Annotated in this window: 27 protein-coding genes; all 27 read left to right on the plus strand. The window is 42.1% G+C overall.

The features are described 5' to 3' along the window. Nucleotides 1–234 precede the first annotated feature (234 nt). The 27 genes from NST39_RS08160 to sucD all read left to right on the plus strand — a co-directional run bounded on the left by NST39_RS08160 (nucleotide 235) and on the right by sucD (nucleotide 26,128). Complete coding sequence (locus NST39_RS08160) at nucleotides 235–597, plus strand: Asp23/Gls24 family envelope stress response protein (RefSeq protein WP_003211680.1); 363 nt, start codon at nucleotides 235–237, stop codon at nucleotides 595–597. 15 nt (nucleotides 598–612) lie between these two features. After that, nucleotides 613–2,286 carry a DAK2 domain-containing protein gene (locus NST39_RS08165; RefSeq protein WP_126741192.1) on the plus strand — a complete coding sequence of 558 codons (1,674 nt, stop codon included), beginning with the start codon at nucleotides 613–615 and terminating at the stop codon, nucleotides 2,284–2,286. Nucleotides 2,287–2,435: 149 nt separating this feature from the next. Continuing rightward, a complete protein-coding gene (gene sdaAB / locus NST39_RS08170) occupies nucleotides 2,436–3,098 on the plus strand; it encodes an L-serine ammonia-lyase, iron-sulfur-dependent subunit beta (RefSeq protein WP_003212160.1) in 663 nt (220 codons plus the stop codon). 20 nt (nucleotides 3,099–3,118) lie between these two features. After that, a complete protein-coding gene (gene sdaAA, locus NST39_RS08175) occupies nucleotides 3,119–4,021 on the plus strand; it encodes an L-serine ammonia-lyase, iron-sulfur-dependent, subunit alpha (protein WP_341029956.1) in 903 nt (300 codons plus the stop codon). After that, nucleotides 3,999–6,047, plus strand: a complete 2,049-nt coding sequence (recG, locus tag NST39_RS08180; protein WP_065097263.1) for an ATP-dependent DNA helicase RecG — start codon at nucleotides 3,999–4,001, stop codon at nucleotides 6,045–6,047. The genes sdaAA and recG overlap by 23 nt, the downstream gene beginning before the upstream one ends. A 112-nt stretch (nucleotides 6,048–6,159) precedes the next feature. Next, nucleotides 6,160–6,726 carry a transcription factor FapR gene (gene fapR, locus NST39_RS08185; RefSeq protein WP_003210820.1) on the plus strand — a complete coding sequence of 189 codons (567 nt, stop codon included), beginning with the start codon at nucleotides 6,160–6,162 and terminating at the stop codon, nucleotides 6,724–6,726. Between the two features lie 15 nt (nucleotides 6,727–6,741). Then, nucleotides 6,742–7,740, plus strand: a complete 999-nt coding sequence (gene plsX / locus NST39_RS08190; protein ID WP_044141939.1) for a phosphate acyltransferase PlsX — start codon at nucleotides 6,742–6,744, stop codon at nucleotides 7,738–7,740. 15 nt (nucleotides 7,741–7,755) lie between these two features. Then, entirely contained in the window at nucleotides 7,756–8,700 is a 945-nt protein-coding gene (gene fabD / locus NST39_RS08195; protein WP_341027838.1) for an ACP S-malonyltransferase, read from the plus strand. Then, the gene (gene fabG / locus NST39_RS08200; protein ID WP_050945057.1) at nucleotides 8,700–9,443 is read left to right on the plus strand and encodes a 3-oxoacyl-[acyl-carrier-protein] reductase; all 744 of its coding nucleotides are present in this window, start codon (nucleotides 8,700–8,702) and stop codon (nucleotides 9,441–9,443) included. The genes fabD and fabG overlap by 1 nt, the downstream gene beginning before the upstream one ends. 81 nt (nucleotides 9,444–9,524) lie before the next feature. Next, entirely contained in the window at nucleotides 9,525–9,758 is a 234-nt protein-coding gene (acpP, locus tag NST39_RS08205; RefSeq protein WP_003212028.1) for an acyl carrier protein, read from the plus strand. Nucleotides 9,759–9,942: 184 nt separating this feature from the next. Continuing rightward, nucleotides 9,943–10,686, plus strand: a complete 744-nt coding sequence (gene rnc / locus NST39_RS08210) for a ribonuclease III (RefSeq protein ID WP_044141936.1) — start codon at nucleotides 9,943–9,945, stop codon at nucleotides 10,684–10,686. A 105-nt stretch (nucleotides 10,687–10,791) separates the two neighbouring features. After that, nucleotides 10,792–14,352, plus strand: a complete 3,561-nt coding sequence (gene smc / locus NST39_RS08215; RefSeq protein ID WP_341027840.1) for a chromosome segregation protein SMC — start codon at nucleotides 10,792–10,794, stop codon at nucleotides 14,350–14,352. Between the two features lie 22 nt (nucleotides 14,353–14,374). Then, a complete protein-coding gene (gene ftsY, locus NST39_RS08220) occupies nucleotides 14,375–15,361 on the plus strand; it encodes a signal recognition particle-docking protein FtsY (RefSeq protein WP_034662411.1) in 987 nt (328 codons plus the stop codon). A 142-nt stretch (nucleotides 15,362–15,503) separates the two neighbouring features. Next, nucleotides 15,504–15,836 (plus strand): putative DNA-binding protein, encoded by a 333-nt coding sequence (locus NST39_RS08225; protein WP_044141934.1) that lies wholly within the window; start codon nucleotides 15,504–15,506, stop codon nucleotides 15,834–15,836. A gap of 13 nt (nucleotides 15,837–15,849) precedes the next feature. After that, nucleotides 15,850–17,190: a signal recognition particle protein gene (gene ffh / locus NST39_RS08230; protein ID WP_003211019.1), complete on the plus strand. Its 1,341-nt coding sequence runs from the start codon at nucleotides 15,850–15,852 to the stop codon at nucleotides 17,188–17,190. 105 nt (nucleotides 17,191–17,295) lie between these two features. After that, the gene (gene rpsP, locus NST39_RS08235) at nucleotides 17,296–17,568 is read left to right on the plus strand and encodes a 30S ribosomal protein S16 (protein ID WP_003212139.1); all 273 of its coding nucleotides are present in this window, start codon (nucleotides 17,296–17,298) and stop codon (nucleotides 17,566–17,568) included. Further along, nucleotides 17,568–17,813: a KH domain-containing protein gene (locus tag NST39_RS08240; RefSeq protein WP_106049298.1), complete on the plus strand. Its 246-nt coding sequence runs from the start codon at nucleotides 17,568–17,570 to the stop codon at nucleotides 17,811–17,813. Before rpsP ends, NST39_RS08240 begins: the two co-directional genes overlap by 1 nt. Before the next feature lie 103 nt (nucleotides 17,814–17,916). Then, a complete protein-coding gene (locus NST39_RS08245) occupies nucleotides 17,917–18,303 on the plus strand; it encodes a YlqD family protein (protein WP_003211186.1) in 387 nt (128 codons plus the stop codon). 8 nt (nucleotides 18,304–18,311) lie between these two features. Continuing rightward, nucleotides 18,312–18,836: a ribosome maturation factor RimM gene (gene rimM, locus NST39_RS08250; RefSeq protein ID WP_185107240.1), complete on the plus strand. Its 525-nt coding sequence runs from the start codon at nucleotides 18,312–18,314 to the stop codon at nucleotides 18,834–18,836. Then, nucleotides 18,833–19,567, plus strand: coding sequence for a tRNA (guanosine(37)-N1)-methyltransferase TrmD (gene trmD / locus NST39_RS08255; RefSeq protein ID WP_335351648.1), 735 nt, complete (start codon nucleotides 18,833–18,835; stop codon nucleotides 19,565–19,567). Before rimM ends, trmD begins: the two co-directional genes overlap by 4 nt. 137 nt (nucleotides 19,568–19,704) lie before the next feature. Continuing rightward, nucleotides 19,705–20,052, plus strand: a complete 348-nt coding sequence (gene rplS / locus NST39_RS08260) for a 50S ribosomal protein L19 (protein WP_003212364.1) — start codon at nucleotides 19,705–19,707, stop codon at nucleotides 20,050–20,052. Between the two features lie 88 nt (nucleotides 20,053–20,140). Beyond that, on the plus strand, nucleotides 20,141–20,989 hold the full coding sequence (gene ylqF / locus NST39_RS08265) for a ribosome biogenesis GTPase YlqF (RefSeq protein WP_341027844.1): 849 nt from the start codon (nucleotides 20,141–20,143) through the stop codon (nucleotides 20,987–20,989). Between the two features lie 76 nt (nucleotides 20,990–21,065). Further along, nucleotides 21,066–21,830 (plus strand): ribonuclease HII, encoded by a 765-nt coding sequence (locus NST39_RS08270; RefSeq protein WP_044141931.1) that lies wholly within the window; start codon nucleotides 21,066–21,068, stop codon nucleotides 21,828–21,830. 27 nt (nucleotides 21,831–21,857) lie between these two features. Further along, nucleotides 21,858–23,594 carry a glycosyltransferase gene (locus NST39_RS08275; protein ID WP_341027848.1) on the plus strand — a complete coding sequence of 579 codons (1,737 nt, stop codon included), beginning with the start codon at nucleotides 21,858–21,860 and terminating at the stop codon, nucleotides 23,592–23,594. Continuing rightward, nucleotides 23,591–23,866, plus strand: a complete 276-nt coding sequence (locus NST39_RS08280; protein WP_003211418.1) for a FlhB-like flagellar biosynthesis protein — start codon at nucleotides 23,591–23,593, stop codon at nucleotides 23,864–23,866. The genes NST39_RS08275 and NST39_RS08280 overlap by 4 nt, the downstream gene beginning before the upstream one ends. Before the next feature lie 176 nt (nucleotides 23,867–24,042). Beyond that, complete coding sequence (sucC, locus tag NST39_RS08285) at nucleotides 24,043–25,203, plus strand: ADP-forming succinate--CoA ligase subunit beta (protein WP_012009945.1); 1,161 nt, start codon at nucleotides 24,043–24,045, stop codon at nucleotides 25,201–25,203. Nucleotides 25,204–25,225: 22 nt separating this feature from the next. Further along, on the plus strand, nucleotides 25,226–26,128 hold the full coding sequence (gene sucD / locus NST39_RS08290; protein WP_003212080.1) for a succinate--CoA ligase subunit alpha: 903 nt from the start codon (nucleotides 25,226–25,228) through the stop codon (nucleotides 26,126–26,128).

Below are 26,128 nucleotides of genomic sequence, written 5' to 3' on the forward strand. Positions count from 1 at the left end.
TTCATATACGTACTTAGAGATGCCTCAAGATACTTTAATAATTTACCACAGCTTCAAGGGGTTTGCAAGGATTGTTTACTCCTCTTTCAAGAAAAATACCTTGACATCTTGATAAAAAATCAAGGCTATAGTATAAGTAGGATTGGGTCGGATTGAATGATTTCTTTTAAAAAGAAGGGTCTTATAGTAAAATAGTGATAACTCAGGGCAATTTCTCAAAAAGGGGGAACCAATGTGTCCATTGAACTTAGAACGAAATACGGACAAATTGATATATCAAATGAAGTCATTGCAATGGTGGCAGGAGGCGCTGCGATCGATTGCTATGGTATTGTTGGGATGGCGTCCAAAAATCAAATCAAGGACGGCTTGACGGATATTCTCCGTAAAGAGAACTTCAGCCGGGGTGTTCTTGTGCGTCAAAAAGAAGACCGCATTCATATTGATATGTACATCATCGTCAGCTACGGTACAAAAATATCAGAAGTCGCACATAATGTTCAAACGAAAGTCAAATATACGATTTCTCACACAGTTGGACTTTCTGTTGATTCGGTCAACATTTATGTACAAGGAGTAAGAGTTACGAACCCGTAGTAAGGAGGAAATATATTGTCTATTAGAAATCTTGATGGCCGCTCATTTGCAAAAATGATTCTTGCAGGTGCTCACCATCTTTCTCAAAACGCACAAATTGTGGATGCGTTAAATGTTTTTCCAGTGCCAGACGGAGACACGGGGACAAATATGAATTTGTCAATGACTTCAGGGGCAAAAGCAGTTGAAGAAACAAATACCGATCATATTGGGAAGGTCGGCTTGGCCTTGTCAAAAGGGCTATTGATGGGCGCAAGAGGAAACTCAGGCGTAATCCTATCACAGCTCTTTAGAGGTTTCAGTAAAAATATAGAACAAAAAGAGACGATTGACGCCAAAGAATTTGCCCTTGCCTTGCAGGCCGGTGTTGATACAGCCTATAAAGCCGTGATGAAACCGATTGAAGGGACCATCTTAACGGTCGCAAAGGATGCAGCAAAGAAAGCGGTTGCTGTTTCAGCAACCGAAAATGACATTGACCGCGTTCTTGAGTTAACGATTGAGGAAGCGAGAGCATCACTTGATCGAACGCCAGATCTACTTCCTGTTTTAAAAGAAGTAGGCGTTGTCGATAGTGGAGGTAAGGGACTTCTCTGCGTATATGAAGGTTTCCTTGCTTCATTAAGAGGAGAGGATCTCCATCTGAAAGCGGCCTCTTTGCCAACGCTCAAAGAACTTGTCAGTGCAGAGCATCATAAAAGTGCACAAAGCCATATGAACACCGAAGATATTGAATTTGGTTATTGTACTGAATTTATGGTGAAATTTGAAGAAGACAAACAGTCCTTTGATGAGAATGCCTTCAGAGAAGACTTAAGCGAATTCGGAGATTCACTACTTGTGGTATCTGATGAAACGCTGGCGAAAGTTCATATTCATGCAGAGCAGCCTGGAGATGTCTTATCCTATGCACAGCGCTACGGCAGTCTGATCAATATGAAAATTGAAAACATGAGAGAGCAGCATAGCTCGATTGTGAACGAAGAAAAAGAACATGCGCCCGCTGCACCAAAGGCACCTGCTGCTGAAAAACAGCGCTTTGGAGTCGTCAGTGTCGCAATGGGGGAAGGAATTGCTGACTTGTTTAAAAGTATCGGAGCTTCCGTCGTCATTGAAGGCGGACAGACAATGAACCCGAGCACAGAAGACATTGTCACAGCAATTGAAAGCGTACATGCCGAAACCGTCTTTATCTTACCTAATAATTCTAATATTGTCATGGCAGCGAAACAGGCGGCAACTGTCTCAAGTCGTGAGGTTGTTGTCATTCCAACGAAGACCGTTCCTCAAGGAATGTCGGCACTTCTTTCTCTCAATGAAGCAGCTTCAAATGAAGACAACGAAGCGGCGATGCTAGAAGCGATTGACCACGTGAAAAGCGGCCAAATTACCTTTGCGGTGAGAGATACCCAAATTGATGGAATCGACATTGCCAAAGGAGATTATATGGGTCTCTTTAACGGAAAAATCACCTTAACTGCGAAAAATCAATTAGATGCAGCAAAAGAACTTTTGACCAACATGGTGACAGAAGATGATGAGATTGTTACGATCATTAAAGGGGAAGATGCATCATCTGAAGAGATGGATGAGTTAGAAGCCTTTATTGAAGAAACATTTGAAGATATAGAAGTTGAAGTCCACGATGGAAAGCAGCCGCTTTATTCATATATTTTGGCTGTGGAATAACGAAAGAAGGGCAAATCAAGCCCTTCTTCTTCTTTTGCAATTTTTTACTAACGATTCAACGGTGAAATGAGTTGCGGGAAACGATTGAATCCATTAGTCTAAAGAAAGAACCAAACCAATATGTGAGTGGTTATGAGAGGGGAAGACCTATGAAATTTAGAAGTGTGTTTGATATTATTGGACCCGTCATGATTGGTCCATCAAGTTCGCACACAGCGGGTGCGGCTCGAATAGGAAGAGTGGCTCGCAGCTTATTTGGAAGAGAACCGAAGCGAATAGTCGTTTCATTTTATGGCTCTTTTAAAGATACGTATAAAGGACATGGTACAGATGTCGCCATGATCGGCGGTGTTCTTGACTTTGATACATTTGATGAACGCATCAAAACAGCGATCGATATTGCAAAAAGCAAAGGGATCGACATTGAATTTAAAGAAGAAGATGCGGTACCAGCGCATCCGAATACAGCAAAAGTAGAGATATCAGATGCGAACGGAAGCCTTGAATTAATCGGGATTTCCATCGGCGGTGGTAAAATTGAAATTACTGAACTGAATGGCTTTGAGCTCAGACTTTCAGGGAATCATCCTGCCATTCTTGTGGTTCATAACGATCGCTACGGCACGATTGCGGCAGTTGCCAACGTTTTAGCGAAATTTGCCATCAACATCGGTCATATGGAAGTGGCGCGTAAAGATGTCGGGCAAGAGGCTCTGATGACCATTGAAGTGGATCAAAATATTGACCCAGCTGCCTTATCGGAGCTTGAAACGCTGCCAAACATTATTCAAGTCACACAAATTGCAGAGTAACAACAAGGAGGTTATGAATGATGTTTAAAAACGTCAAAGAACTCGTGCAGCTAACAAAAGAACGCAATACCTCCATTTCAGAAATCATGATTACGCAAGAAATGGAAGTGACAGGGAAGTCGCGTGAAGATATTTTTTCCCAGATGTACCGCAACCTAGAAGTGATGGAGCAGGCCGTAGAAAACGGGCTGAAAGGTGTGAAATCATTATCCGGTTTAACAGGCGGAGATGCGGTCAAACTTCAAGCGTATATCGCATCCGGCAAAACACTGTCTGGTCATACGATATTAGATGCTGTTAGTAAGGCAGTGGCAACAAATGAAGTCAATGCCGCAATGGGGACGATCTGTGCAACGCCTACAGCAGGCTCAGCAGGTGTTGTGCCAGGTACATTATTTGCAGTAAAACAAACATTAAAGCCAACAAAGGAACAAATGGTCAGATTCCTATTCACTTCTGGCGCATTTGGTTTTGTTGTGGCCAATAATGCGAGCATCTCTGGTGCAGCAGGCGGCTGTCAGGCTGAGGTAGGTTCAGCCTCGGGGATGGCGGCAGCAGCCATTGTCGAAATGGCAGGCGGTACACCTCAGCAATCGGCTGAAGCAATGGCGATTACACTGAAAAATATGCTTGGACTTGTTTGTGACCCAGTAGCTGGACTTGTCGAGGTACCGTGCGTAAAACGAAACGCAATGGGTGCATCAAATGCGATGATCGCAGCAGATATGGCACTTGCCGGCATCACAAGCCGTATCCCATGTGATGAAGTCATTGATGCGATGTATAAAATCGGTCAAACTATGCCAACGGCACTTCGCGAAACAGCACAAGGCGGACTTGCTGCAACACCAACAGCAAGAGAGCTTGAAAAGAAGATTTTCGGAGGTGTGACCTCATCTCGTGATACAGAAACTGCAAGATAACGTCTCTGTCCTCAAGGGGATTGGAGAAGAAACCGAAAAAACACTCAATGAACTTGGAATTCACACAGTAGCCGATTTACTTGGCTACTTTCCTTATCGATATGACGACTATGAGCTTCGTAACTTAGAAGAAGTAAAGCATGACGAACGTGTCACAGTTGAAGGGAAAGTGCACAGTGAGCCCGTCCTCACCTATTATGGAAAAAAACGAAGCAGGCTGACATTCAGGCTGCTTGTCGGGCGTTTTCTCATCACAGCGATTTGCTTCAATCGCCCTTATTTAAAACGAAGCCTTGTGTTAGGTGATACGGTATCCGTTACTGGGAAATGGGATAAAAACCGTCAATCCATCATGGTGCAGGAATTTAAAAAAGGGACACACGAGCAGGATGGCAGTATAGAGCCTGTTTATTCAGTAAAAGAAAATGTAACCGTGAAGATGATGAGGCGTTTTGTAAAACAAGCCTTGACACTTTATGTAGATAAAGCTGAAGATCCACTGCCAAAGCAGCTTGTCTCTACCTATAAACTCATGTCCTATCAGGAAGCATTAAAAACCATTCACCTGCCAGAAACAAGAGACTCGCTCAAGCAAGCAAGACGACGCTTTGTGTACGAGGAATTTCTTATTTTCCAGCTGAAGATGCAGGCCATCAGAAAGAAAGAGCGAGAAAAAACATCGGGCATCCAGCATCCGTTTTCTAAAGACGCTGTTTTTGAGTTTGTTCACAGCCTGCCATTTCCGCTGACGAAGGCACAATCAAGAGTGCTTGATGAAATTATGTCTGATATGGCGTCCCCGTACCGGATGAACCGTCTGCTTCAAGGGGATGTAGGTTCAGGGAAAACAGCTGTTGCAGCTATTGCACTATATGCCGCTCATTTATCAGGCTATCAAGGTGCATTAATGGTTCCAACAGAGATTTTGGCAGAGCAGCATGCAGATTCCCTTTATCAGCTGTTTGAAAAATGGGGACTAAATATCGCTCTACTCACAAGCTCTGTAAAAGGAAAGCGCCGCAGAGAATTGCTGGAACGTCTAAAAGAGGGCGAGATTGATATATTAGTCGGAACGCATGCGCTCATCCAAGATGAAGTCGAATTTCAGCAGCTCGGTCTTGTTATCACAGATGAGCAGCACCGGTTTGGCGTCGAACAAAGGAAAAAACTAAGAAGTAAAGGGCAGGACCCAGATGTCTTATTCATGACTGCCACACCTATTCCGCGCACACTTGCGATCACTGTTTTTGGGGAAATGGACGTTTCCGTCATTGATGAATTACCAGCCGGCAGAAAACAGATCGAAACGTATTGGGTCAAGCATGACATGCTTGAGAGGATTCTTGCATTTGTGGATAAAGAGCTGAAAAAAGGAAGACAGGCATATATTATTTGTCCACTCATAGAAGAATCAGACAAGCTAGATGTGCAAAATGCGATTGATGTCCACAGCATGCTGACAGAGGCATACCGCGGTAAGTGGTCGATCGGCTTAATGCACGGGAAACTAGCAAGCGATGAAAAAGATCAGGTGATGAGAGACTTTACAGCAAATGAAGTACAAATTCTCGTTTCAACCACAGTCGTTGAAGTGGGTGTCAACGTGCCGAATGCCACCATCATGGTCATTTACGATGCAGACCGCTTCGGACTGTCTCAGCTTCATCAGCTCAGAGGCCGGGTTGGACGCGGAGAGCATCAATCATTTTGTGTTTTAATGGCGGATCCAAAATCGGAAACCGGGAAAGAGCGGATGAGGATTATGTCCGAAACAACCGACGGCTTTGAGCTGTCTGAAAAAGACTTAGAGCTAAGAGGACCCGGTGATTTCTTCGGTAAAAAACAAAGCGGAATGCCTGAATTTAAAGTAGCAGATATGGTTCATGACTACAGAGCACTGGAAACCGCTAGAAAAGATGCGGCAGAACTTGTGCAATCAGATGCATTTTGGACAGATCCCGAATACAAAGAACTTCGGCAAACACTTGTAGACAGCGGGGTGCTGGGCGGAGATAAATTAAGCTGATCAAGCGCTGGAGGAATTTTCTTGTCTTTTTGAAACAAGGATTGATTTATCATCTATGAGATTATATACTACTATTAGTACCTAGTCATAAATGTACGGATGGTGTCTGCATATGAAACTAAATAAAAAAGAACGTCAAAAGCTTCTCCAGCAAACGATCAGCTCGACTCCGTTCATTACTGATGAAGAATTGGCAAGTAAATTCGGTGTAAGTATTCAAACGGTTCGTCTTGATCGTTTGGAACTGTCAATTCCTGAATTACGCGAAAGAATTAAGCATGTGGCCGAAAAGACATTAGAGGATGAAGTGAAGTCACTTCCGCTGGATGAAGTGATTGGAGAAATGATTGATGTAGAGCTTGATGACCAAGCCATTTCCATTTTAGAAGTGAGAAAAGAGCATGTATTTAGCCGAAACCAAATTGCCAGGGGACATCATCTCTTCGCCCAGGCAAATTCGCTTGCAGTAGCGGTCATTGACGATGAACTGGCTTTAACAGCAAAAGCGAATATTAAATTTACAAGGCAGGTTAAACAAGGCGAACGAGTTGTCTCAAAAGCCAAAGTAGCCTCGCATGATAAAGAAAAAGGCAGAACTGTAGTTGAAGTAAACAGCTATGTCGGTGAGGAAGTTGTCTTCTCAGGTGACTTCGTCATGTATCGCTCAAAACAAAAGTAAAAGGTGGCACGTAATATGAGAATTGCAGTCGATGCAATGGGGGGAGACCATGCCCCTAAAGCCATTATTGACGGTGTGCAAAAAAGCTTAACGGCATTTTCAGATATCGAGATTACACTTGTCGGCGATGAAAATAAAATCAAACCATACATAACAAATAACGAGCGCATCACGATTTTAGATGCAAAAGAAGTCATTGAACCGACAGATGAACCAGTGCGTGCAGTCAGGCGTAAAAAGGATTCATCTATGGTGAAAATGGCGCAAGAAGTATCCGAAGGACGAGCAGATGCTTGTATTTCAGCAGGAAACACTGGCGCACTCATGACAGCAGGACTGTTTATCGTAGGAAGAATTGATGGCATCGATAGACCGGCACTTGCTCCAACACTGCCAACACTTGATGGCAGTGGGTTTTTATTACTAGATGTCGGCGCAAACGTTGATGCCAAACCAGAACACCTAATGCAATATGCCATGATGGGTTCAATCTACGCAGAGCGTGTTTTTCCAAAGAGCAATCCGCGTGTAGGATTGTTAAATGTAGGAACAGAAGATAAAAAAGGCAACGATCTCACGAAAAAAACCTTTGAATTATTGAAAGCATCAAATTTGAATTTCGTAGGAAATGTGGAGTCTCGTGATTTACTAGAAGGTGTAGCTGATGTCGTTGTCACAGATGGTTTCACAGGAAATATCGCCCTGAAAACGATTGAAGGCACAGCTCTTTCAGTATTTAAAATGCTGAAAGAAACATTAACATCCAGCTTCACAGCAAAAATAGCGGCTGGCATGCTGAAGCCGAAATTGATGCAGATGAAGTCTAAAATGGATTACTCCGAATATGGTGGTGCCGCTTTATTTGGTTTAAAGGCACCTGTCATTAAAGCGCACGGTTCCTCTGATGAAAACGCCATTTTTCATGCCATTCGTCAGGCACGTGATATTGTAGAAAAAGATGTTTCAGCCATCATTCATCAAGAAGTCCAAAAAGAAACCACGAACGAGTCTTAATGGAGGTATAGCAGCATGACTAAAATTGCATTTTTATTCCCTGGCCAAGGCTCTCAAAAAATTGGCATGGGAAAAGATTTATTTGACCAAGAAGCAGTATCTAAAGCTGTATTTGAAGAAGCAGACAAGACCCTCGGTTTTGACTTATCTTCAATGATTTTTGAAGGAGATGCAGAAAAGCTGACGCTCACTTATAACGCGCAGCCAGCTCTTTTAACGACAAGTATCGCCATCTTAAAGAAATTTGAAGAGAGCGGAATCAAAGCAGATTACGCAGCAGGACATAGCCTTGGTGAATATACGGCCCTCGTTGCAGCAGGCGCACTTTCGTTTCAAGATGCTGTGTATGCCGTAAGAAAGCGCGGCGAATTAATGAATGAGGCTGTTCCAGCAGGAGAAGGCGCTATGGCAGCGATCCTTGGCTTAGATCAAGCTGCGCTTTTAGAAGTGACAAAAGAAGTGACAGAGAGCGGTCATCTTGTAGAACTCGCTAACTTAAACTGTCCTGGTCAAATCGTGATCTCTGGTACAGCAAAAGGGGTCGAACTCGCTTCAGAGAAAGCGAAAGAAAAAGGCGCAAAACGTGCGATTGCCCTTGAAGTGAGTGGACCTTTCCATTCTGCCTTAATGAAACCAGCCGCTGAAAAATTCACAGATATTCTGTCAAAGCTAAACATTACAGATGCCAAAACTCCAGTGATCTCAAATGTGACAGCAGACATCGTTACATCTCGTGATGCTATTGAGACAAAGCTCATTGAACAATTGTATTCTCCTGTTCGATTTGAAGAAAGCGTGGAACGTCTGATTGATTTGGGCGTGACAACGTTTATTGAAATTGGTCCGAGCAAAGTGCTTTCAGGTCTTGTGAAAAAGGTCAATCGCCGCCTGACAACTATTTCAGTTTCAGATCAGGAAACAATTGAAGCAGCCATTCAAACATTGAAGGAGGATTCTTGATGCTTACAAATAAAACAGCCGTTGTAACAGGTGCATCACGCGGGATTGGCCGTTCTATTGCGATCGATTTAGCAAAGAATGGTGCGAATGTTGTCGTCAACTATTCTGGAAACGAAGCAAAAGCAAATGAAGTCGTAGACGAAATCAAAGCACTTGGCCAGCAGGCATTTGCCGTTAAAGCTGATGTTTCAAATGCTGAAGAAGTACAATCGCTCATGAAACAAGCGATTGACACATTTGGTTCAATTGACATTCTTGTCAATAATGCAGGGATCACAAAGGATAACCTGCTCATGAGAATGAAAGAAAATGAATGGGATGACGTCATTAACATAAACTTAAAAGGTGTCTTTAACTGTACAAAAGCCGTGACACGTCAAATGATGAAACAGCGCAGCGGAAGAATCATCAACTTGGCTTCGGTAGTTGGCGTATGTGGAAATCCTGGACAAGCAAACTATGTTGCAGCAAAAGCTGGTGTCATCGGATTAACGAAAACAACAGCAAAAGAGCTAGCAACCCGTCATATTACAGTCAATGCAGTAGCACCAGGCTTTATTTCAACAGATATGACAGACAAGCTTGATGAGAATGTACAGACTGAAATGCTCAAACAAATCCCGCTTGCACGCTTTGGTGCACCTGAAGATATTAGCAACGTTGTTGTCTTTTTAGCTTCAGAAGGAGCAGGTTATATTACAGGCCAAACCATCCAAGTAGATGGCGGAATGGTCATGTCCTAAGAAATATCAAAATTTCATTAGGTTTTCTCTAGTTTTTTAAAAACGAATCAACTATAATACTTTGAGGGGAGGTGAAAGGCAATGGCAGACGTATTAGAGCGTGTATCAAAAATTATTGTAGACCGCCTTGGCGTTGATGAGGCTGACGTGAAAATGGAAGCTTCATTTAAAGAAGATTTAGGCGCTGATTCCCTTGATGTAGTTGAGCTAGTTATGGAACTTGAAGATGAGTTCGATATGGAAATTTCTGACGAAGATGCTGAAAAAATTGCAACAGTCGGTGACGCTGTGAACTACATAAATAGCCAGCAATAAGCGTAACAAAGTCCCGTCTGTTTTCATGACGGGACTTTCAAAATTTATGTTAGTTTCAACATATTCAGCTGATCAATTGTCAGCCTTTTTCAGATGCTAAGGAGCAATGTTTCCTTGCATGTAGAAAGAGAGACTCCATATAATCAGTATCCTTAAAGGCGATTAAGCCTACCTGGAGGTTGCTATGCCAAAACACTATAAAGACAAACAGAAACAGAGCAAAAAACTAGAGCAATTTAGAGAATTCCAGCAGCGCATTTCTGTACACTTTCAAAATGAAAAACTTCTATATCAAGCGTTTACGCATTCCTCTTATGTGAATGAACACCGGAAAAAGCCATACGAGGATAATGAAAGACTTGAATTTCTAGGAGATGCTGTTTTAGAATTGACGATCTCTCAATTTTTATTTGCGAAATATCCTGCGATGAGCGAGGGAGATTTAACAAAACTAAGAGCAGCGATCGTATGTGAACCGTCACTTGTGTCTCTGGCACATGAGCTGTCCTTCGGAGAACTTGTTCTTTTAGGAAAAGGCGAAGAAATGACAGGCGGGAGAAAACGCCCAGCACTTTTAGCGGACGTATTTGAGGCGTTTATCGGAGCACTTTATTTAGATCAAGGGCTTGAGCCAGTGGAGCGATTTCTAGAAGCCTATGTTTATCCGAAAATTAATGATGGAGCGTTCTCGCATGTCATGGACTTTAAAAGCCAGCTGCAAGAATTCGTTCAGCGCGATGGAAAAGGTGTACTCGAATACCACATCCTGCATGAAAAAGGACCAGCACACAACCGGGAATTTGAAGCAAATGTCTCCCTTCGCGGAGAAGTGCTTGGAATTGGAAATGGCCGCAGTAAAAAAGAAGCAGAACAGCATGCTGCACAGGAAGCACTTGCTAAATTGCAGAAACATCATATGAACCAATAAAATCCCCCTCGTCATTCAGGGGGATTTCACTCTGTTTTCCATCATCTTTTTTCACTTCATATGGTAAGATAATAGTACTTTAAATACATAAGGAGGATCACTCTCATGTTCCTCAAACGTTTAGACGTGATAGGATTCAAATCTTTTGCACAGCGAGTGACCGTGGACTTTGTCAAAGGGGTCACCGCTGTTGTTGGACCAAACGGAAGCGGCAAAAGTAATATTACCGATGCTATCCGCTGGGTTCTTGGAGAACAATCAGCGAAAAGCCTCCGCGGAGGAAAAATGGAAGACATCATTTTTGCAGGAAGCGACTCAAGAAAAAGAGTCAATCTAGCAGAAGTGACTTTAACATTAGATAACGAAGATCACTTTTTACCGATCGATTTTCACGAAGTCAGTGTGACAAGAAGAGTCTATCGTTCAGGAGAAAGTGAATTTCTCATAAACAATCAATCTGTCCGCTTAAAAGATATTATTGATCTTTTCATGGATTCAGGTCTTGGAAAGGAAGCTTTTTCGATCATCAGTCAAGGGAAGGTAGAAGAAATTCTATCTAGTAAGGCAGAAGAGAGAAGAAGCATCTTTGAAGAAGCGGCTGGTGTTTTGAAATATAAAACAAGAAAGAAAAAAGCCGAGAATAAACTGTTTGAAACGCAGGACAACTTAAACCGAGTAGAAGATATTCTGCATGAACTAGAAGATCAAGTAGAACCATTAAGAATGCAGGCATCTATTGCAAAGGACTATTTGCAAAAAAAAGAAGAGCTTGAAAATGTCGAAATCGCCTTAACTGTCCATGACATCGAAGCACTTCATGAAAAATGGACAACACTTGGTGAAGCTGTCGAGCGCTTCAAACAAGATGAAATGAAGCAATCCACAGATATTCAAGCAAAAGAAGCCAAAATTGAAGAATCAAGAGACCGCATTCAAGCACTTGACGAATCAATTAATGACCTGCAAGAAGTTCTTCTTTTCACAAGTGAGGAGTTAGAAAAGCTTGAAGGTAAAAAAGAAGTACTAAAAGAACGGAAGAAAAATGCAGCCGCAAACCAAGGACAGCTAGAAGAAACGCTCATTCGCTTAACTGAAAAGCAGGCGCAGCTAACCGAAAAGATTCAGCAGCAAAAAATTACGCGGGACAGCCTTCAAAAAGAAGTGCAGCAGCTAAAAGATGAAGTGAAAACAAAGCAACATCAACTATCGCTCCATAGTGAAGATGTGGAAGGTCAAATTGAACAGCTAAAAAGCGATTATTTTGATCTGCTCAATGAACAGGCTTCCATCCGCAATGAACGCAAATTATTAGAAGAACAGCAGCGCCAAGCGGCTATGCAGCTGGATCGGCTCACGCAAAACAACCAAAAACACATTGAAGAACGTGTGTCTGTCAAAGAGAAAAAAACAGAGGCTGAGCAGCAGCTTTCAGCACTAGAAGAAGACATTTTGGCTCAAGTCAAGCGTTTTAGAGAAGCGGAACAAAAGCTTGAGCAAATGAAACGTCAATACGAGAAAAAAGAAACGGCTCTTTACCAAGCCTATCAATATGTGCAGCAGGCAAAATCAAAAAAAGAGATGCTAGAATCCATGCAGGAAGACTTCTCAGGCTTTTTCCAAGGAGTAAAAGAGGTCTTAAAGGCAAAGGAGCGGTTAGGTGGTATTCACGGTGCCATTGCAGAGCTAATTCAAACAGATCAGCAGCATGAGACAGCGATTGAAATCGCGTTAGGTGCAGCAACGCAGCACGTCGTCACAGAAAACGAATCCGCAGCGCGACAAGCAATTGCATACTTAAAGCAGCACTCCTTTGGACGTGCGACCTTCCTGCCAATGAATGTGATCAAAGAACGCACCATTCAGCATAGAGACGTCCAAACAGCCGAGCAACATGCTACATTTATTGGTGTAGCGAGTCACCTTGTTTCCTTTGACGAAAAGTATCAAAAGGTGATTCAGAACTTGCTTGGAACGGTTCTGATCGTTAAAGACTTAAAAGGCGCCAATGAACTGGCAAAAATGCTTGGTCATCGCTATCGCATCGTGACCCTTGATGGAGATGTTGTAAACCCAGGCGGTTCAATGACCGGTGGCGGTGTAAAGAAAAAGAACAACTCCCTTCTTTCAAGAAACCGTGAAATCGAAACATTAACAAAGCAGCTCGTTGAAATGGAAGAAAAAACAACGATCCTTGAAAAGGAAACAAAAGAAACAAAACAATTGATTGCAACAAACGAAAGCCAATTAAACGAACTGCGTCAGCGGGGAGAAACGCTTCGAGAACAGCAGCAAGAGCTCAAAGGGAAGCTATACGAACTGCAAGTAGCAGAAAAAAATATTAATGCTCACCTTGAACTCTATGATCAAGAAAAAGAAGAATTGCAGCTGCGTTCTACTGAACTTACGGATAAGGACAAAAAGCAGGCAGCACTTGAAGTTTCTATAGGGGAGAAATTGACCACCCTAGATCAAGAGATCAATACATTAACAAAGCGTAAGCAGACCCAAAGCTCAACGAAAGAAACCATTTCTGCCGAATTAACTGAACTGAAAATCTCACTTGCCAAAAAAGAGCAGTCCTTAGCAAATGAACAAGAAAAACTTTCGAGCTTAATGGCCGAATTAGAAGAGGCTGAACAAACGCTGACGGAAACAAAAGAAGATCTGTCACTCTTAACAAGTGAAATGACGTCTAGCTCAAGCGGGGCAGAACAGCTGGAAGAAGCGGCGAAAGAGAAACTGGAAAACAAAAACAAAACAACTACACTCATTTCAGAGCGGCGTAAACAGCGTCTTGCTCTTTCTGAAACGTTAGAATTTGCTGAACGTGAACTGAAAGAACAAAAACGTCTTTACAAGCAGCTCACCACAAGTTTAAAAGATGAAGAAATTAAGCTTGGCCGTATGGAAGTTGAGCTCGACAACCTCATCGCTTATTTGAACGAAGAGTATGCTCTTTCGTTTGAAGGGGCAAAAGAGATGTATCATCTAACGTTATCGCCAGATGAAGCAAGAAAACGAGTGAAGCTGATCAAATTAGCCATTGAAGAGCTAGGAACAGTGAACTTAGGCAGCATTGATGAGTATGAACGAGTAAATGAACGCTATCTCTTCTTAACAGAGCAGCGAAACGATCTGACAGAAGCGAAAAATACATTATTCCAAGTGATCGAAGAAATGGATCAAGAGATGACAAAGCGCTTCTCTGAAACATTCTCGCAAATTCGCGGGCATTTTGAATCAGTTTTCCAAGCATTATTTGGCGGCGGGAAAGCAGATCTTAAGCTGACAGATCCAAACGATTTACTAAACTCTGGCGTTGATATTGTCGCGCAGCCGCCAGGGAAAAAGCTGCAAAACTTAAGCCTTCTTTCAGGCGGAGAGAGAGCATTAACAGCGATCGCTTTACTATTCTCTATTTTAAAAGTCAGACCTGTTCCATTCTGCGTGTTAGATGAGGTAGAAGCGGCGCTTGATGAAGCCAATGTTTTCCGCTTTGCACAATATTTAAAAAAATACAGCGAGGAAACACAATTCATAGTCATTACGCACCGCAAAGGAACAATGGAAGAAGCAGATGTGCTCTACGGTGTTACGATGCAGGAGTCAGGCGTTTCAAAACTTGTATCTGTCAAACTAGAAGAAACGAAAGAACTTGTCCAGTAATTAAAGGAGGTTTTTGAACCAAATGAGCTTTTTTAAGAAATTAAAAGAAAAATTTACGCAGCAAACCGATTCAGTATCAGAAAAGTTTAAAGATGGTCTTGAAAAAACGAGAAACTCCTTTCAAGGAAGAGTAAACGAACTAATTTCTCGCTACCGTAAAGTCGATGAAGACTTTTTTGAAGAGTTAGAAGAGGTTTTAATCGGCGCGGATGTCGGTTTCACAACGGTGATGGAACTGATTGATGAGCTGAAAAAAGAAGTGAAACTAAGAAACATTCAAGACCCAAGTGAAGTACAATCAGTCATCTCTGAAAAACTGGTTGAAATCTACAATAGCGGAGAGGAACAAATCTCTGCGCTGAATATTGAAGACGGGCGATTAAATATCATTTTATTTGTGGGTGTCAATGGCGTTGGGAAAACAACGACGATCGGCAAACTTGCAAATAAGCTGAAAAATGAAGGGAAATCCGTCATTTTGGCAGCAGGTGATACGTTCCGTGCCGGTGCGATAGAGCAGCTTGAAGTATGGGGGGAGCGTTCAGGTGTCCCTGTTGTTAAACAGACGGCTGGCTCTGATCCAGCAGCGGTGATCTATGATGCCGTTCAATCAGCAAAAGCGAAAAATGCGGATGTCCTTATCTGTGATACAGCAGGAAGACTTCAAAACAAAGTCAACTTGATGAAAGAGCTAGAGAAGGTCAAGAGAGTCATTGAACGTGAGGTTCCAGATGCACCGCATGAAGTGCTACTCGCTCTTGATGCAACAACGGGTCAAAATGCGATGGCACAAGCGAAGGAATTTTCTAAAGCGACGAATGTGACAGGAATTGCTTTAACAAAGCTTGACGGGACTGCAAAAGGCGGGATTGTCCTTGCAATTCGAAATGAGCTAAACATCCCCGTGAAGCTCGTCGGTTTAGGTGAAAAGGTAGACGATCTGCAAGAATTCGATGCAGAATCGTATGTGTATGGATTATTCTCAGACGTGATTGATCAAGAGGACTAACAAAAATGCCGGCAAAGACTGCTGGCATTTTTATTTATACGTCGCTTCATGCAGTGACAAGATAAAAACTTGACACACAGTAGAGAACCGTGTAAACTTAGTTGATGTAAAGGGAATGAACTTAACAAAGGGGAGAGAGCCCATGACGCTTGAAAAAACAACGAGAATGAACTACTTGTTTGACTTCTATCAATCGTTGTTAACCGCAAAGCAAAAGAGCTACATGTCGCTTTACTACCTAGACGATTTTTCCCTCGGTGAAATTGCGGATGAATATGAAGTATCAAGACAGGCTGTTTATGATAATATTAAACGGACTGAAGCGATGCTTGAACAATATGAAGAAAAGCTGCTCTTGTTTAAGAAATTTAAAGATCGTAAAGAACTTCTCAAAAAAATGAGAGAGCTCGTAGCAGATTCCGCTCAGATGGAAGAAGCAGAAGCTTTAATTGAATCGCTTGAGAAATTAGATTAGGAGGCGGCACAGTATGGCATTTGAAGGATTAGCCGACCGACTGCAGCAGACGATTTCAAAAATCCGCGGCAAAGGAAAAGTGTCAGAACAAGATGTAAAAGAAATGATGCGCGAGGTACGCCTTGCCCTTCTTGAAGCTGACGTCAATTTTAAAGTAGTCAAAGACTTTGTGAAAAAAGTAAGTGAGCGGGCAGTTGGACAAGAGGTCATGAAAAGCCTTACCCCTGGACAACAGGTCATTAAAGTTGTAAAAGAAGAACTCACTGAATTAATGGGCGGGGAAGAGAGTAAAATCGCTGTAGCGAAAAAATCTCCGACCGTCATTATGATGGTTGGTCTTCAAGGTGCAGGTAAAACCACTACAACTGGGAAGCTTGCCAATTTACTTCGCAAAAAACATAATCGCCAGCCGATGATGGTGGCTGCAGACATTTACAGACCAGCAGCGATCCAGCAGCTTCAAACGCTAGGGAAACAGCTTGATATGCCTGTGTTTTCATTAGGTGATCAAGTCAGTCCTGTCGAGATTGCCAAACAGGCAATTGAAAAAGCAAAAGAAGAACACCATGATTATGTCATTTTAGATACAGCAGGACGCCTTCATATTGATGAAGAATTGATGGATGAACTTCAGAAAGTAAAAGAAGTAGCGAGTCCAGAAGAAATTTTCCTTGTTGTTGACTCTATGACAGGTCAAGATGCTGTCAATGTAGCGAAAAGCTTTAATGAACAGCTTGGTTTAACAGGTGTCGTTCTAACGAAACTAGACGGGGATACACGAGGCGGTGCAGCACTTTCCATTCGAGCTGTCACCAATACGCCGATTAAATTCGCCGCGCTAGGTGAAAAGCTTGACGCGATTGAACCATTCCACCCAGAACGGATGGCTTCAAGAATTCTTGGCATGGGAGATGTGCTTACACTGATTGAAAAAGCACAGGCAAACGTGGACCAAGATAAAGCGAAAGAGCTTGAACAAAAAATGCGGACCATGAGCTTTACACTCGATGATTTCCTCGAGCAGCTTGGCCAAGTTCGTAACATGGGTCCACTTGATGAATTGATCCAAATGATGCCGGGAGCCGGTAAAATGAAAGGGCTCAAAAATGTCCAAGTAGACGAAAAGCAGCTCAATCACATCGAAGCGATCATAAAATCAATGACGACCGAGGAAAAAGAACAGCCAGAGGTCATCAATGCAAGCCGAAGAAAACGGATTGCAAAAGGAAGCGGAACATCTGTACAGGAAGTCAATCGCCTTTTAAAGCAATTTGACGAAATGAAAAAGATGATGAAGCAAATGACCAACATGTCCAAAGGAAAGAAAAAAGGCTTTAAATTACCATTTATGTAATTGGTTATACATGATAAAACCGTTGTTAAGAAAAAACACTTTACAAACCCTTTTATCATTGTTAATATACTATCTTGTTGAAATATTTTCGGAGGTGCTAGTAAAATGGCAGTAAAAATTCGTTTAAAACGTATGGGATCAAAAAGATCTCCTTTCTATCGTATTGTAGTAGCAGATTCTCGTTCACCACGTGACGGTCGTTTCATCGAAACAGTTGGAACATACAATCCAGTGTTATCACCAGCTGAGGTGAAAATCAACGAAGAATTAGCTCTTAAATGGCTTCAAAATGGTGCGAAACCATCTGATACAGTTCGCAACCTTTTCTCAAGCCAAGGAATTCTTGAAAAATTTCATAATGCGAAAAACAGCAAATAATGAATGAGCTGTCCTTGGAAGAATTGATTGTATCCATCGTCGAGCCACTTGTTGATTTCCCTGAAGATATTCACGTATCTTCATTAAAAAAAGATGAGCAAGTGATTTACACACTGTCTGTCAATGCTGAAGATACCGGAAAGGTGATCGGAAAGCAGGGACGTACAGCAAAAGCGATACGAACAGTCATGTTTGCAGCAAGTGCAGAGTCTTCTAAGAAAGTTCAACTTGAGATTGCTGACTAAAAAGGGAGAGGGCTTAGGACCTCCCCTTTTTTTACACGTTTAAATCTATTTTTCGTTATAATGTAGAGGACAAATGCCTTCGGATAGGGGGACAAAAAGGAAGATGCAGATCATTCAACATGTCACCGTCATGCAAGTATTAACTGAAAGCAGTAAGGACAAACTGTTAACGACTTTTTTGGAGAAAAAAGAAAGACTAGAACGTGAATGCAATCAACTATATTTTCAACTGAAAAAACATGAAAAAGAACCACATCAGCAAGAAGCCATCCCTCAATTTCAAAAAGCCATCGATAAACGGCAGGAGAAAATCCAGCAAATTGACTTTCAAGTAGAGCAGCTGCATATTTTACCGCTTGGAAGTGAAATGAAAGAGACAGAAGTGGATGCGCTGGTTGAAGTGAACATAGGTGATAAATGGGATGACAAGATGCAAGACAATGTCATCGTCGTGAAAGACGGCACCATTGTGGAAATACGTCAGGGGTGATTGAGAACATGGAACAAGAATGGTTGAATGTTGGAAAGATTGTCAATACACACGGAGTGCGCGGAGAAGTACGCGTCGTGTCAAAGACAGATTTCCCAGAAGAACGTTACAAAAAAGGAAGCGTCCTCTATATTTTTAAGCAAGGTCAAGGGGAGCCGCTAAAAGTCACTGTCGCATCACACCGACAGCACAAACAGTTTGATTTGCTCACATTTGAAGAAATTAGCTCATTAAATGAAGCAGAGCTATTGAAAGAATCAATCTTAAAAGTAGAAAAAGAACATCTCGGCTCTTTAGATGAAGGAGAGTTTTATTTCCACCAAATCATTGGCTGTGAAGTATACGATGAAGAGGATCAGCTTGTCGGCCAAATCAAAGAGATTTTAACACCAGGGGCAAATGATGTCTGGGTGGTCGGAAGAAAAGGCAAAAAAGATGCCCTGATTCCTTATATCCCATCTGTCGTCAAAAAGATCAATATCGCATCCAAAACCATACACATTGAAGTGATGGAAGGACTCATTGACGAATGAAAATCGACTTCTTAACACTTTTTCCTGAAATGTTCGAAGGTGTGCTCCACTCATCGATCTTAAAAAAGGCACAGGAGAAAGAAGCTGTCTCATTCAATGTTGTCAATTTTAGAGAGTATTCGGATCATAAGCATAAAACAGTAGATGACTATCCGTATGGCGGCGGTGCTGGTATGGTACTGAAAGCACAGCCCGTATTCGATGCGGTAGAAGATTTGACGAAGAAAGCAAGCAAGAAGCCCCGAATCATTCTTGTCTGTCCTCAAGGAGAAAGATATACACAAAAGAAGGCAGAGGAACTTGCAAAAGAAGAACACCTTATGTTCATTTGCGGCCATTATGAAGGCTACGATGAGCGCATCAGGGAGCATCTTGTCACAGATGAAATCTCAATCGGAGATTTCGTTCTCACAGGCGGAGAGCTGCCAGCGATGATGATTGCAGACAGTGTGGTCAGGCTTTTGCCTCATGTGCTTGGAAAAGAAGCGTCTCACATTGAAGATTCATTTAGTACAGGTTTGCTAGAGCATCCTCACTACACAAGGCCAGCCGATTATAAAGGACTAAAAGTGCCGGATGTGCTCCTCTCTGGAAATCATGCCAAAATTGAAGAGTGGCGGCGCAAAGAATCCTTGAAGCGAACTTATACAAGACGGCCAGATTTGATCGATTCTTGCAAAACGTTAACAGTTGAAGAAAAAAGATGGCTTTGGCAGCTTCATAATGACTAGATTGTATTGCACACTGCATAGAGGTATGGTATGATACTACTTGTGACTTGGACGGCTTGCCGATTCAAGTTTGAAAACGATGTTCCGCTGCAATGAAGAAAGAGGACATGAGCATCTGTTGGAAGGAGTTGAAAACGATGCAACATTTGATTGAAGAAATCACAAAAGAACAATTACGCACTGATCTTCCTGCGTTCCGTCCTGGTGACACTTTACGTGTACACGTTAAAGTTGTCGAGGGTACTCGTGAGCGTATCCAGATCTTTGAAGGTGTTGTAATTAAGCGTCGTGGTGGTGGAATCAGCGAAACTTTCACAGTTCGTAAGATTTCTTACGGTGTAGGCGTTGAGCGTACATTCCCTGTACACACACCAAAAATCGCTAACATCGAAGTTGTACGTCACGGTAAGGTACGTCGTGCGAAACTTTACTACCTACGTGAACTTCGCGGTAAAGCGGCTCGTATCAAAGAAATCAGACGATAATGATATCAAAGGAAAGAGCTTGTTACCTGTAACAGGCTCTTTTTTTGTACGATGTATAGAGATAATCGATAGAAGAGAAGGTGCACATATGACGATTCAATGGTTTCCAGGCCATATGGCAAAAGCAAGACGTGAAGTCACAGAAAAATTAAAGCTCATCGACATCGTATTTGAATTAACTGATGCTAGAATTCCGATGTCCTCTAGAAACCCAATGATCGAAGAAATCCTTCAGAACAAACCCAAAATCATGCTATTAAACAAAGCAGATAAAGCGGATCCTCGTGTGACAAAAGAGTGGCAGACGCACTTTGAGCAGCAAGGCGTTCGGTCACTTGCTATTAACTCTGTCGATGGACAAGGGTTAAATCAGATCATCACAACTTCAAAAGAAATCTTAAAAGAAAAATTCGACCGCATGAAAGCAAAAGGTGTTAAACCACGTGCAATCCGGGCGCTGATTATCGGGATTCCCAACGTCGGGAAATCGACCTTAATCAATCGTTTAGCGAAAAAGAACATTGCCAAAACAGGAGACCGTCCTGGTATTACCACCTCACAGCAATGGGTGAAGGTAGGGAAAGAATTGGAACTGCTCGATACACCTGGAATCCTCTGGCCGAAGTTTGAAGATGAGAAAGTAGGACTCAGGCTAGCGGTAACTGGAGCGATCAAAGATTCTATCATCAACTTACAGGATGTCGCTGTATATGGACTTCGCTTTCTAGAAGAAAACTATCCAGAGCGATTAAAAAAACGCTATGACCTAACGGAGATCCCTGAAGATACGGCTGAGCTGTTTGATGCAATAGGTACAAAGCGCGGCTGTCTCATGAGCGGTGGATTGATTAATTACGACAAAACCACCGAAATCATTATTCGGGATATTCGAACAGAAAAATTTGGTCCCCTCACTTTTGAGAAGCCTGAAAGCTAAAAGACACGCAGCTCATGCGGGTCTTTATTTTTTGCGGAAAACTGCCGATATAAAGAAGGAGGCTGACGAAAAGCTGATGTACACAGTGAAACAAATAAAAGAACTGATAGAAAAGCATTCACAAGACGAGTCATACATTCATGAACTTGTAAAAGATGATAAGAGAAAAAGTGTCCAAAAACTGATAGAGAAGTGGCACAAAGAGAAAGAAAAGCAGCAGCAACTTCATGCAGCATGGAATGAGATGCTGCAATTTGAAAACAATGCTAAGGCGCAGGGATACACATGTATTGCTGGAATAGATGAAGCAGGAAGAGGACCGCTGGCAGGCCCCGTTGTAGCAGCAGCTGTCATATTAAAGGAAGATACAGTCCTGCTCGGTTTAAACGACTCAAAGCAATTATCTGAGAAAAAAAGATTGGCATATTATGACCTGATCCAAAAAGAAGCACTTGATATCGGTATCGGCATTGTTGATGCGGCTACGATTGATGAAATCAATATTTACGAGGCATCAAGACTGGCGATGGTGAGAGCGGTGGAGCAGTTAACTCATACACCTGATTATCTACTCATAGATGCCATGACGCTCCCACTTCCTATTCACCAGGAGAATATCATCAAAGGAGATGCAAAAAGTGCATCCATCGCAGCAGGTGCATGTATTGCAAAGGTGACAAGAGATCAGATGATGGAAGAATACGGGCGTAAGTACCCTGAGTATCAATTTGAAAAACATAAAGGGTACGGAACAAAAGAGCATTTGGCTGCCATTCAAACACATGGAGCTGCCCCAATCCATCGATTATCGTTTGCACCAGTGAAATCCGTTATATCATAAATTTTTGACCTAAGGAGGCTGCCTGTGATGACAAGAGTTGAGGACATACATACAGCACTGAATAGCCGGTTAAGTGCGGCAGAATCTATTCCATTAAACACCGAAGGAAAGGAAAATGTGCATCGGCTGATTCTCGGTAAAGTACTGAAAATGCTTGGAGATGATACATCCCTTGTTCAAATAGGCTCAACAAAAATAAAAGCACAGCTAGCGGCTCAGCTTAAAGCAGACGCATTTTATTGGTTCCAATTTGAACAAGAGGGTGGAGACAGCCTCAATAAACTAAGGCCAGTCCAGCAATTTGATCAAGATCCTAAGACATTAAAGGATGCAGCTGCCAAACTATTAGAAGGTCTCTCTCTGAAAAACGGACTTGAAAACATTCTAACAGCCACAGCTTTTTTAAAAGAAAAATCCGTTATCAACGAAACAGAGTTAAAAACGGCAGTGAAGTGGATCGAACAGCTTCAAGGAGCTGATGTGAAAAAAGGTCTCCAGGCACTTCTATTTGCTTTAAAGAAAGACTTGCCGATCCAGGAAGGAGTGCTTCAATCAATTTTAGCTGTGAAATCATCCTCTGCTCTTCATCAGGATATGACAGCGCTGCTAGAACGCTTAACACAGCTCCCGAAGCACTCAGACGCCACACAGGCGCTTACACAAGCCGTTCGATCAGTCATAGATGCTGAGACGTCTGTCCATGCAGAAAAGCTCTTATCGGTCCTTCTAGCAGCGAGAGAAGGGGTGGCGAAGCAAGGAGGAAATCTACCTGTAACGCCTCAGTCCAATCTGTCTCAACCAAAAGAGAATAGTCAGAATCCATTGGCTCAAGAGCGTCAAACGACCCAAGTTCTTCAATCTAACGTGCAGCAGTCAACAAGTCCAAAAGAGCTGCAAATCCCGCCTCAGCAAATTGAGCGGATACTTACAAGTTTAATAAAACAAGGCGCAGATGGGCAGCAAGAGCCTAGCTTAAAACAGCTCACGTCATTGCTGCAAGGGCTTCAGCAGGCAGGATCTCAGCCGGATGCAAGAGCATCTGTGCTCCAAAAAGAATTTCCATTCCTGTCAAAAACAGAGGCGAAAGCATTGGCTCAGGTGGTACAGCAGACGGAACCCGCATTAAGCAATAAAACCGATGTGCTCGATTTACTCATGACGATGAAAAAGGCAATCGGTGTACGTGATGAAATTGGTATGCTGAAACTACTCGAAAAAGGCAGCCAGGATGTAAAAAGTCAGGAACTTCACCAATTAAAGCTCGTCTTAAATGATGTGAGACAGTCTGATTTACCAGAGCCTGTAAAAAAAGAAGTCGATCAATTGTTTCATAGATTGAACGGGCAGTTATTTGTGCAGCAGGAGAATCAAACCATCAGCCAAATGATGGTCTCTTATCCGCTCTTTTCAAAACATAGTGTTCAAGATTTAACCTTTATTCTAAAAGGACATAAGAAAAAAGATGGCTCTATTGATATTTCTCAGTGTCGTCTTATGTTTTACTTAAACATGGAAAACCTCGAAGAAACATTAATCGACTGTACGATTCAGCAAAAGGTCATGTCAATTACAGTTGAAACCGGTCATGAACTTCAAGGAACCATTAATCCAATGATTCCAGCAGTTCGGGAGAATTTAAATGCCTTAGGATACAGCCTTACGGGAATTACAGCAAAGAAGAGACAAGAGCCAGTAGATCCGTCTCACTTTCTAGATGAACACTTTCATAAAATCAGCGAGAAAGGGCTGGACTTACGAGTATGAAGGATTCAAAACCGCTTAGAAGGGCGGTCGCTCTACATTATGATGAAGAAAAACAAAAGGCGCCAAAAGTCGTCGCAACAGGTAGCGGCTATGTGGCAGACCATATTATTGAAGAAGCAAAAAAGTCGGGAGTTCCTATCCAAGAAGACCGTAATTTAGTCGAACTCATGCGCCACTTAACACTGGATGAGGAGATCCCTGAAGCGTTATACGATACTGTAGCAGAAATATTTTCGTTTATCTATAGGTTAGATCAAAAAATGAAAAAATAAGGTAAAATAAGTGATTTGGATGAAAAATTTATATTTTTAATAAAATAAAAGTTTGAATGTTTAGAAGGATTTTACGATTTTACATAGAACCCTAGACATTCTCTTTTTTATTCTTTAAAATGAAAGCGCAGTCTATTTTATATTTTTTGTTTCTACATATGTTGGGAGGATGGGAAATGAATATCCATGAGTACCAAGGAAAAGAAATCCTAAGAAAATATGGGGTTTCAGTTCCAAATGGTAAAGTAGCATTTACACCTGATGAAGCAGTGAAAGCATCAGAAGAGCTAGAAAGCTCTGTATATGTCGTAAAAGCACAGATTCATGCAGGCGGCCGTGGCAAAGCAGGCGGGGTAAAAATTGCAAAAACAAAAGATGAAGTGAAAGGGTTTGCAGAGGAATTGCTCGGCAAAACACTTGTCACACATCAAACTGGGCCTGAGGGGCGCGAAATAAAACGCTTACTTATTGAAGAAGGCTGCGATATTCAAAAAGAGTACTACGTTGGGCTAGTTTTGGACAGAGCGACATCAAGAATTGTATTGATGGCTTCTGAAGAAGGCGGTACTGAAATTGAAGAAGTAGCAGAAAAAACGCCAGAAAAAATCGTCAAAGTGGTCATCGACCCAGCGATTGGATTGCAAGGCTATCAGGCGAGAGAAGTAGCGTTTAAAATTAATATTCCAACAAAATTAGTTGGCCAAGCTGTTAAGTTTATGACAAGTCTTTACAATGCGTTTATTGAAAAAGATTGTTCAATTGCTGAGATTAATCCACTTGTTGTAACAGGCGATGGAAAAGTCATGGCACTTGATGCAAAATTAAACTTTGATAGCAATGCCTTATATAGACAAAAAGATATATTAGAATACCGTGACCTTGATGAAGAGGATCCAAAAGAAATTGAAGCATCTAAATATGATCTAAGCTACATTTCTCTAGATGGAAATATTGGCTGTATGGTCAATGGCGCTGGTCTTGCGATGTCTACAATGGATATCATCAAGCATTACGGCGGGGACCCTGCAAACTTCCTGGATGTTGGCGGCGGTGCAACAGCTGAAAAAGTAACGGAAGCATTTAAAATCATCTTATCTGATCAAAATGTAAAAGGGATTTTCGTGAACATTTTTGGCGGCATCATGAAATGTGATGTCATTGCAGAAGGTGTCGTTGAAGCGACGAAACAAGTCGGCTTAACATTACCACTCGTTGTACGTCTTGAAGGAACAAACGTTGAATTAGGGAAGAAAATCCTGAGTGATTCAGGCTTAAATATCACTTCTGCTGAGTCTATGGCTGACGGGGCAGAAAAGATTGTATCTTTAGTCAAGTAGAGCAGAAAGGCAGGGAACCTAAATGAGTGTATTTATTAATAAAAATACGAGAGTAATTGTTCAGGGGATTACCGGTTCAACCGCATTGTTCCATACAAAACAAATGATTGAGTACGGAACAAATATTGTTGGCGGTGTCACACCTGGAAAAGGTGGAACTGAAGTAGAAGGAGTTCCTGTATTTAATACAGTATCTGAAGCTGTTCAAACAACTGGAGCAAATGCTTCTGTTATCTATGTACCAGCACCATTTGCAGCAGATGCCATTTTAGAGGCTGTTGATGCAGAAGTCGATCTAGTCATTTGTATTACAGAACATATTCCAGTACTTGACATGGTCAAAGTAAAACGGTATATGGAAGGGAAAAAGACAAGACTTGTTGGCCCTAACTGCCCAGGTGTCATTACACCTGAAGAATGTAAGATTGGGATCATGCCAGGCTACATTCATAAAAAAGGTCATGTGGGGGTTGTTTCTCGTTCCGGAACGCTTACATATGAAGCGGTACATCAGCTTTCAGAAGCTGGCGTTGGTCAATCGACAGCTGTAGGAATCGGCGGAGACCCTGTCAATGGGACAAACTTTATTGATGTATTAAAAGCCTTCAATGAAGACCCTGATACACATGCTGTCATTATGATCGGAGAAATTGGCGGTACGGCTGAAGAAGAAGCAGCTGAATGGGTAAAAGCAAATATGACCAAACCAGTTGTTGGCTTTATTGGCGGTAAAACGGCGCCTCCAGGAAAACGCATGGGACATGCTGGTGCAATTATTTCCGGTGGTAAAGGGACAGCTGATGAAAAAGTAAAAACAATGCGTGAATGTGGAATTGAAGTGGCAGAGACTCCATCTGTCATGGGAGAAACCTTAATTAAAGTGTTAAAAGAGAAGAATCTCTTCGAAGCTTGTAAAACGCATTAA

The organism is Bacillus sp. FSL W8-0645 (assembly GCF_038007905.1).
Classification (GTDB): domain Bacteria; phylum Bacillota; class Bacilli; order Bacillales; family Bacillaceae; genus Bacillus; species Bacillus pumilus.

Bases quoted from the DNA above. Each gene is read 5' to 3' on its own strand.
- sdaAB (WP_003212160.1), top strand. From the start codon at position 2,436: ATGAAATTTAGAAGTGTGTTTGATATTATTGGACCCGTCATGATTGGT.
- sdaAA (WP_341029956.1), top strand. From the start codon at position 3,119: ATGTTTAAAAACGTCAAAGAACTCGTGCAGCTAACAAAAGAACGCAAT.
- fapR (WP_003210820.1), top strand. From the start codon at position 6,160: ATGAAACTAAATAAAAAAGAACGTCAAAAGCTTCTCCAGCAAACGATC.
- plsX (WP_044141939.1), top strand. From the start codon at position 6,742: ATGAGAATTGCAGTCGATGCAATGGGGGGAGACCATGCCCCTAAAGCC.
- fabD (WP_341027838.1), top strand. From the start codon at position 7,756: ATGACTAAAATTGCATTTTTATTCCCTGGCCAAGGCTCTCAAAAAATT.
- fabG (WP_050945057.1), top strand. From the start codon at position 8,700: ATGCTTACAAATAAAACAGCCGTTGTAACAGGTGCATCACGCGGGATT.
- acpP (WP_003212028.1), top strand. From the start codon at position 9,525: ATGGCAGACGTATTAGAGCGTGTATCAAAAATTATTGTAGACCGCCTT.
- rnc (WP_044141936.1), top strand. From the start codon at position 9,943: ATGCCAAAACACTATAAAGACAAACAGAAACAGAGCAAAAAACTAGAG.
- smc (WP_341027840.1), top strand. From the start codon at position 10,792: ATGTTCCTCAAACGTTTAGACGTGATAGGATTCAAATCTTTTGCACAG.
- ftsY (WP_034662411.1), top strand. From the start codon at position 14,375: ATGAGCTTTTTTAAGAAATTAAAAGAAAAATTTACGCAGCAAACCGAT.
- NST39_RS08225 (WP_044141934.1), top strand. From the start codon at position 15,504: ATGACGCTTGAAAAAACAACGAGAATGAACTACTTGTTTGACTTCTAT.
- ffh (WP_003211019.1), top strand. From the start codon at position 15,850: ATGGCATTTGAAGGATTAGCCGACCGACTGCAGCAGACGATTTCAAAA.
- rpsP (WP_003212139.1), top strand. From the start codon at position 17,296: ATGGCAGTAAAAATTCGTTTAAAACGTATGGGATCAAAAAGATCTCCT.
- NST39_RS08240 (WP_106049298.1), top strand. From the start codon at position 17,568: ATGAATGAGCTGTCCTTGGAAGAATTGATTGTATCCATCGTCGAGCCA.
- NST39_RS08245 (WP_003211186.1), top strand. From the start codon at position 17,917: ATGCAGATCATTCAACATGTCACCGTCATGCAAGTATTAACTGAAAGC.
- rimM (WP_185107240.1), top strand. From the start codon at position 18,312: ATGGAACAAGAATGGTTGAATGTTGGAAAGATTGTCAATACACACGGA.
- trmD (WP_335351648.1), top strand. From the start codon at position 18,833: ATGAAAATCGACTTCTTAACACTTTTTCCTGAAATGTTCGAAGGTGTG.
- rplS (WP_003212364.1), top strand. From the start codon at position 19,705: ATGCAACATTTGATTGAAGAAATCACAAAAGAACAATTACGCACTGAT.
- ylqF (WP_341027844.1), top strand. From the start codon at position 20,141: ATGACGATTCAATGGTTTCCAGGCCATATGGCAAAAGCAAGACGTGAA.
- NST39_RS08270 (WP_044141931.1), top strand. From the start codon at position 21,066: ATGTACACAGTGAAACAAATAAAAGAACTGATAGAAAAGCATTCACAA.
- NST39_RS08275 (WP_341027848.1), top strand. From the start codon at position 21,858: ATGACAAGAGTTGAGGACATACATACAGCACTGAATAGCCGGTTAAGT.
- NST39_RS08280 (WP_003211418.1), top strand. From the start codon at position 23,591: ATGAAGGATTCAAAACCGCTTAGAAGGGCGGTCGCTCTACATTATGAT.
- sucC (WP_012009945.1), top strand. From the start codon at position 24,043: ATGAATATCCATGAGTACCAAGGAAAAGAAATCCTAAGAAAATATGGG.
- sucD (WP_003212080.1), top strand. From the start codon at position 25,226: ATGAGTGTATTTATTAATAAAAATACGAGAGTAATTGTTCAGGGGATT.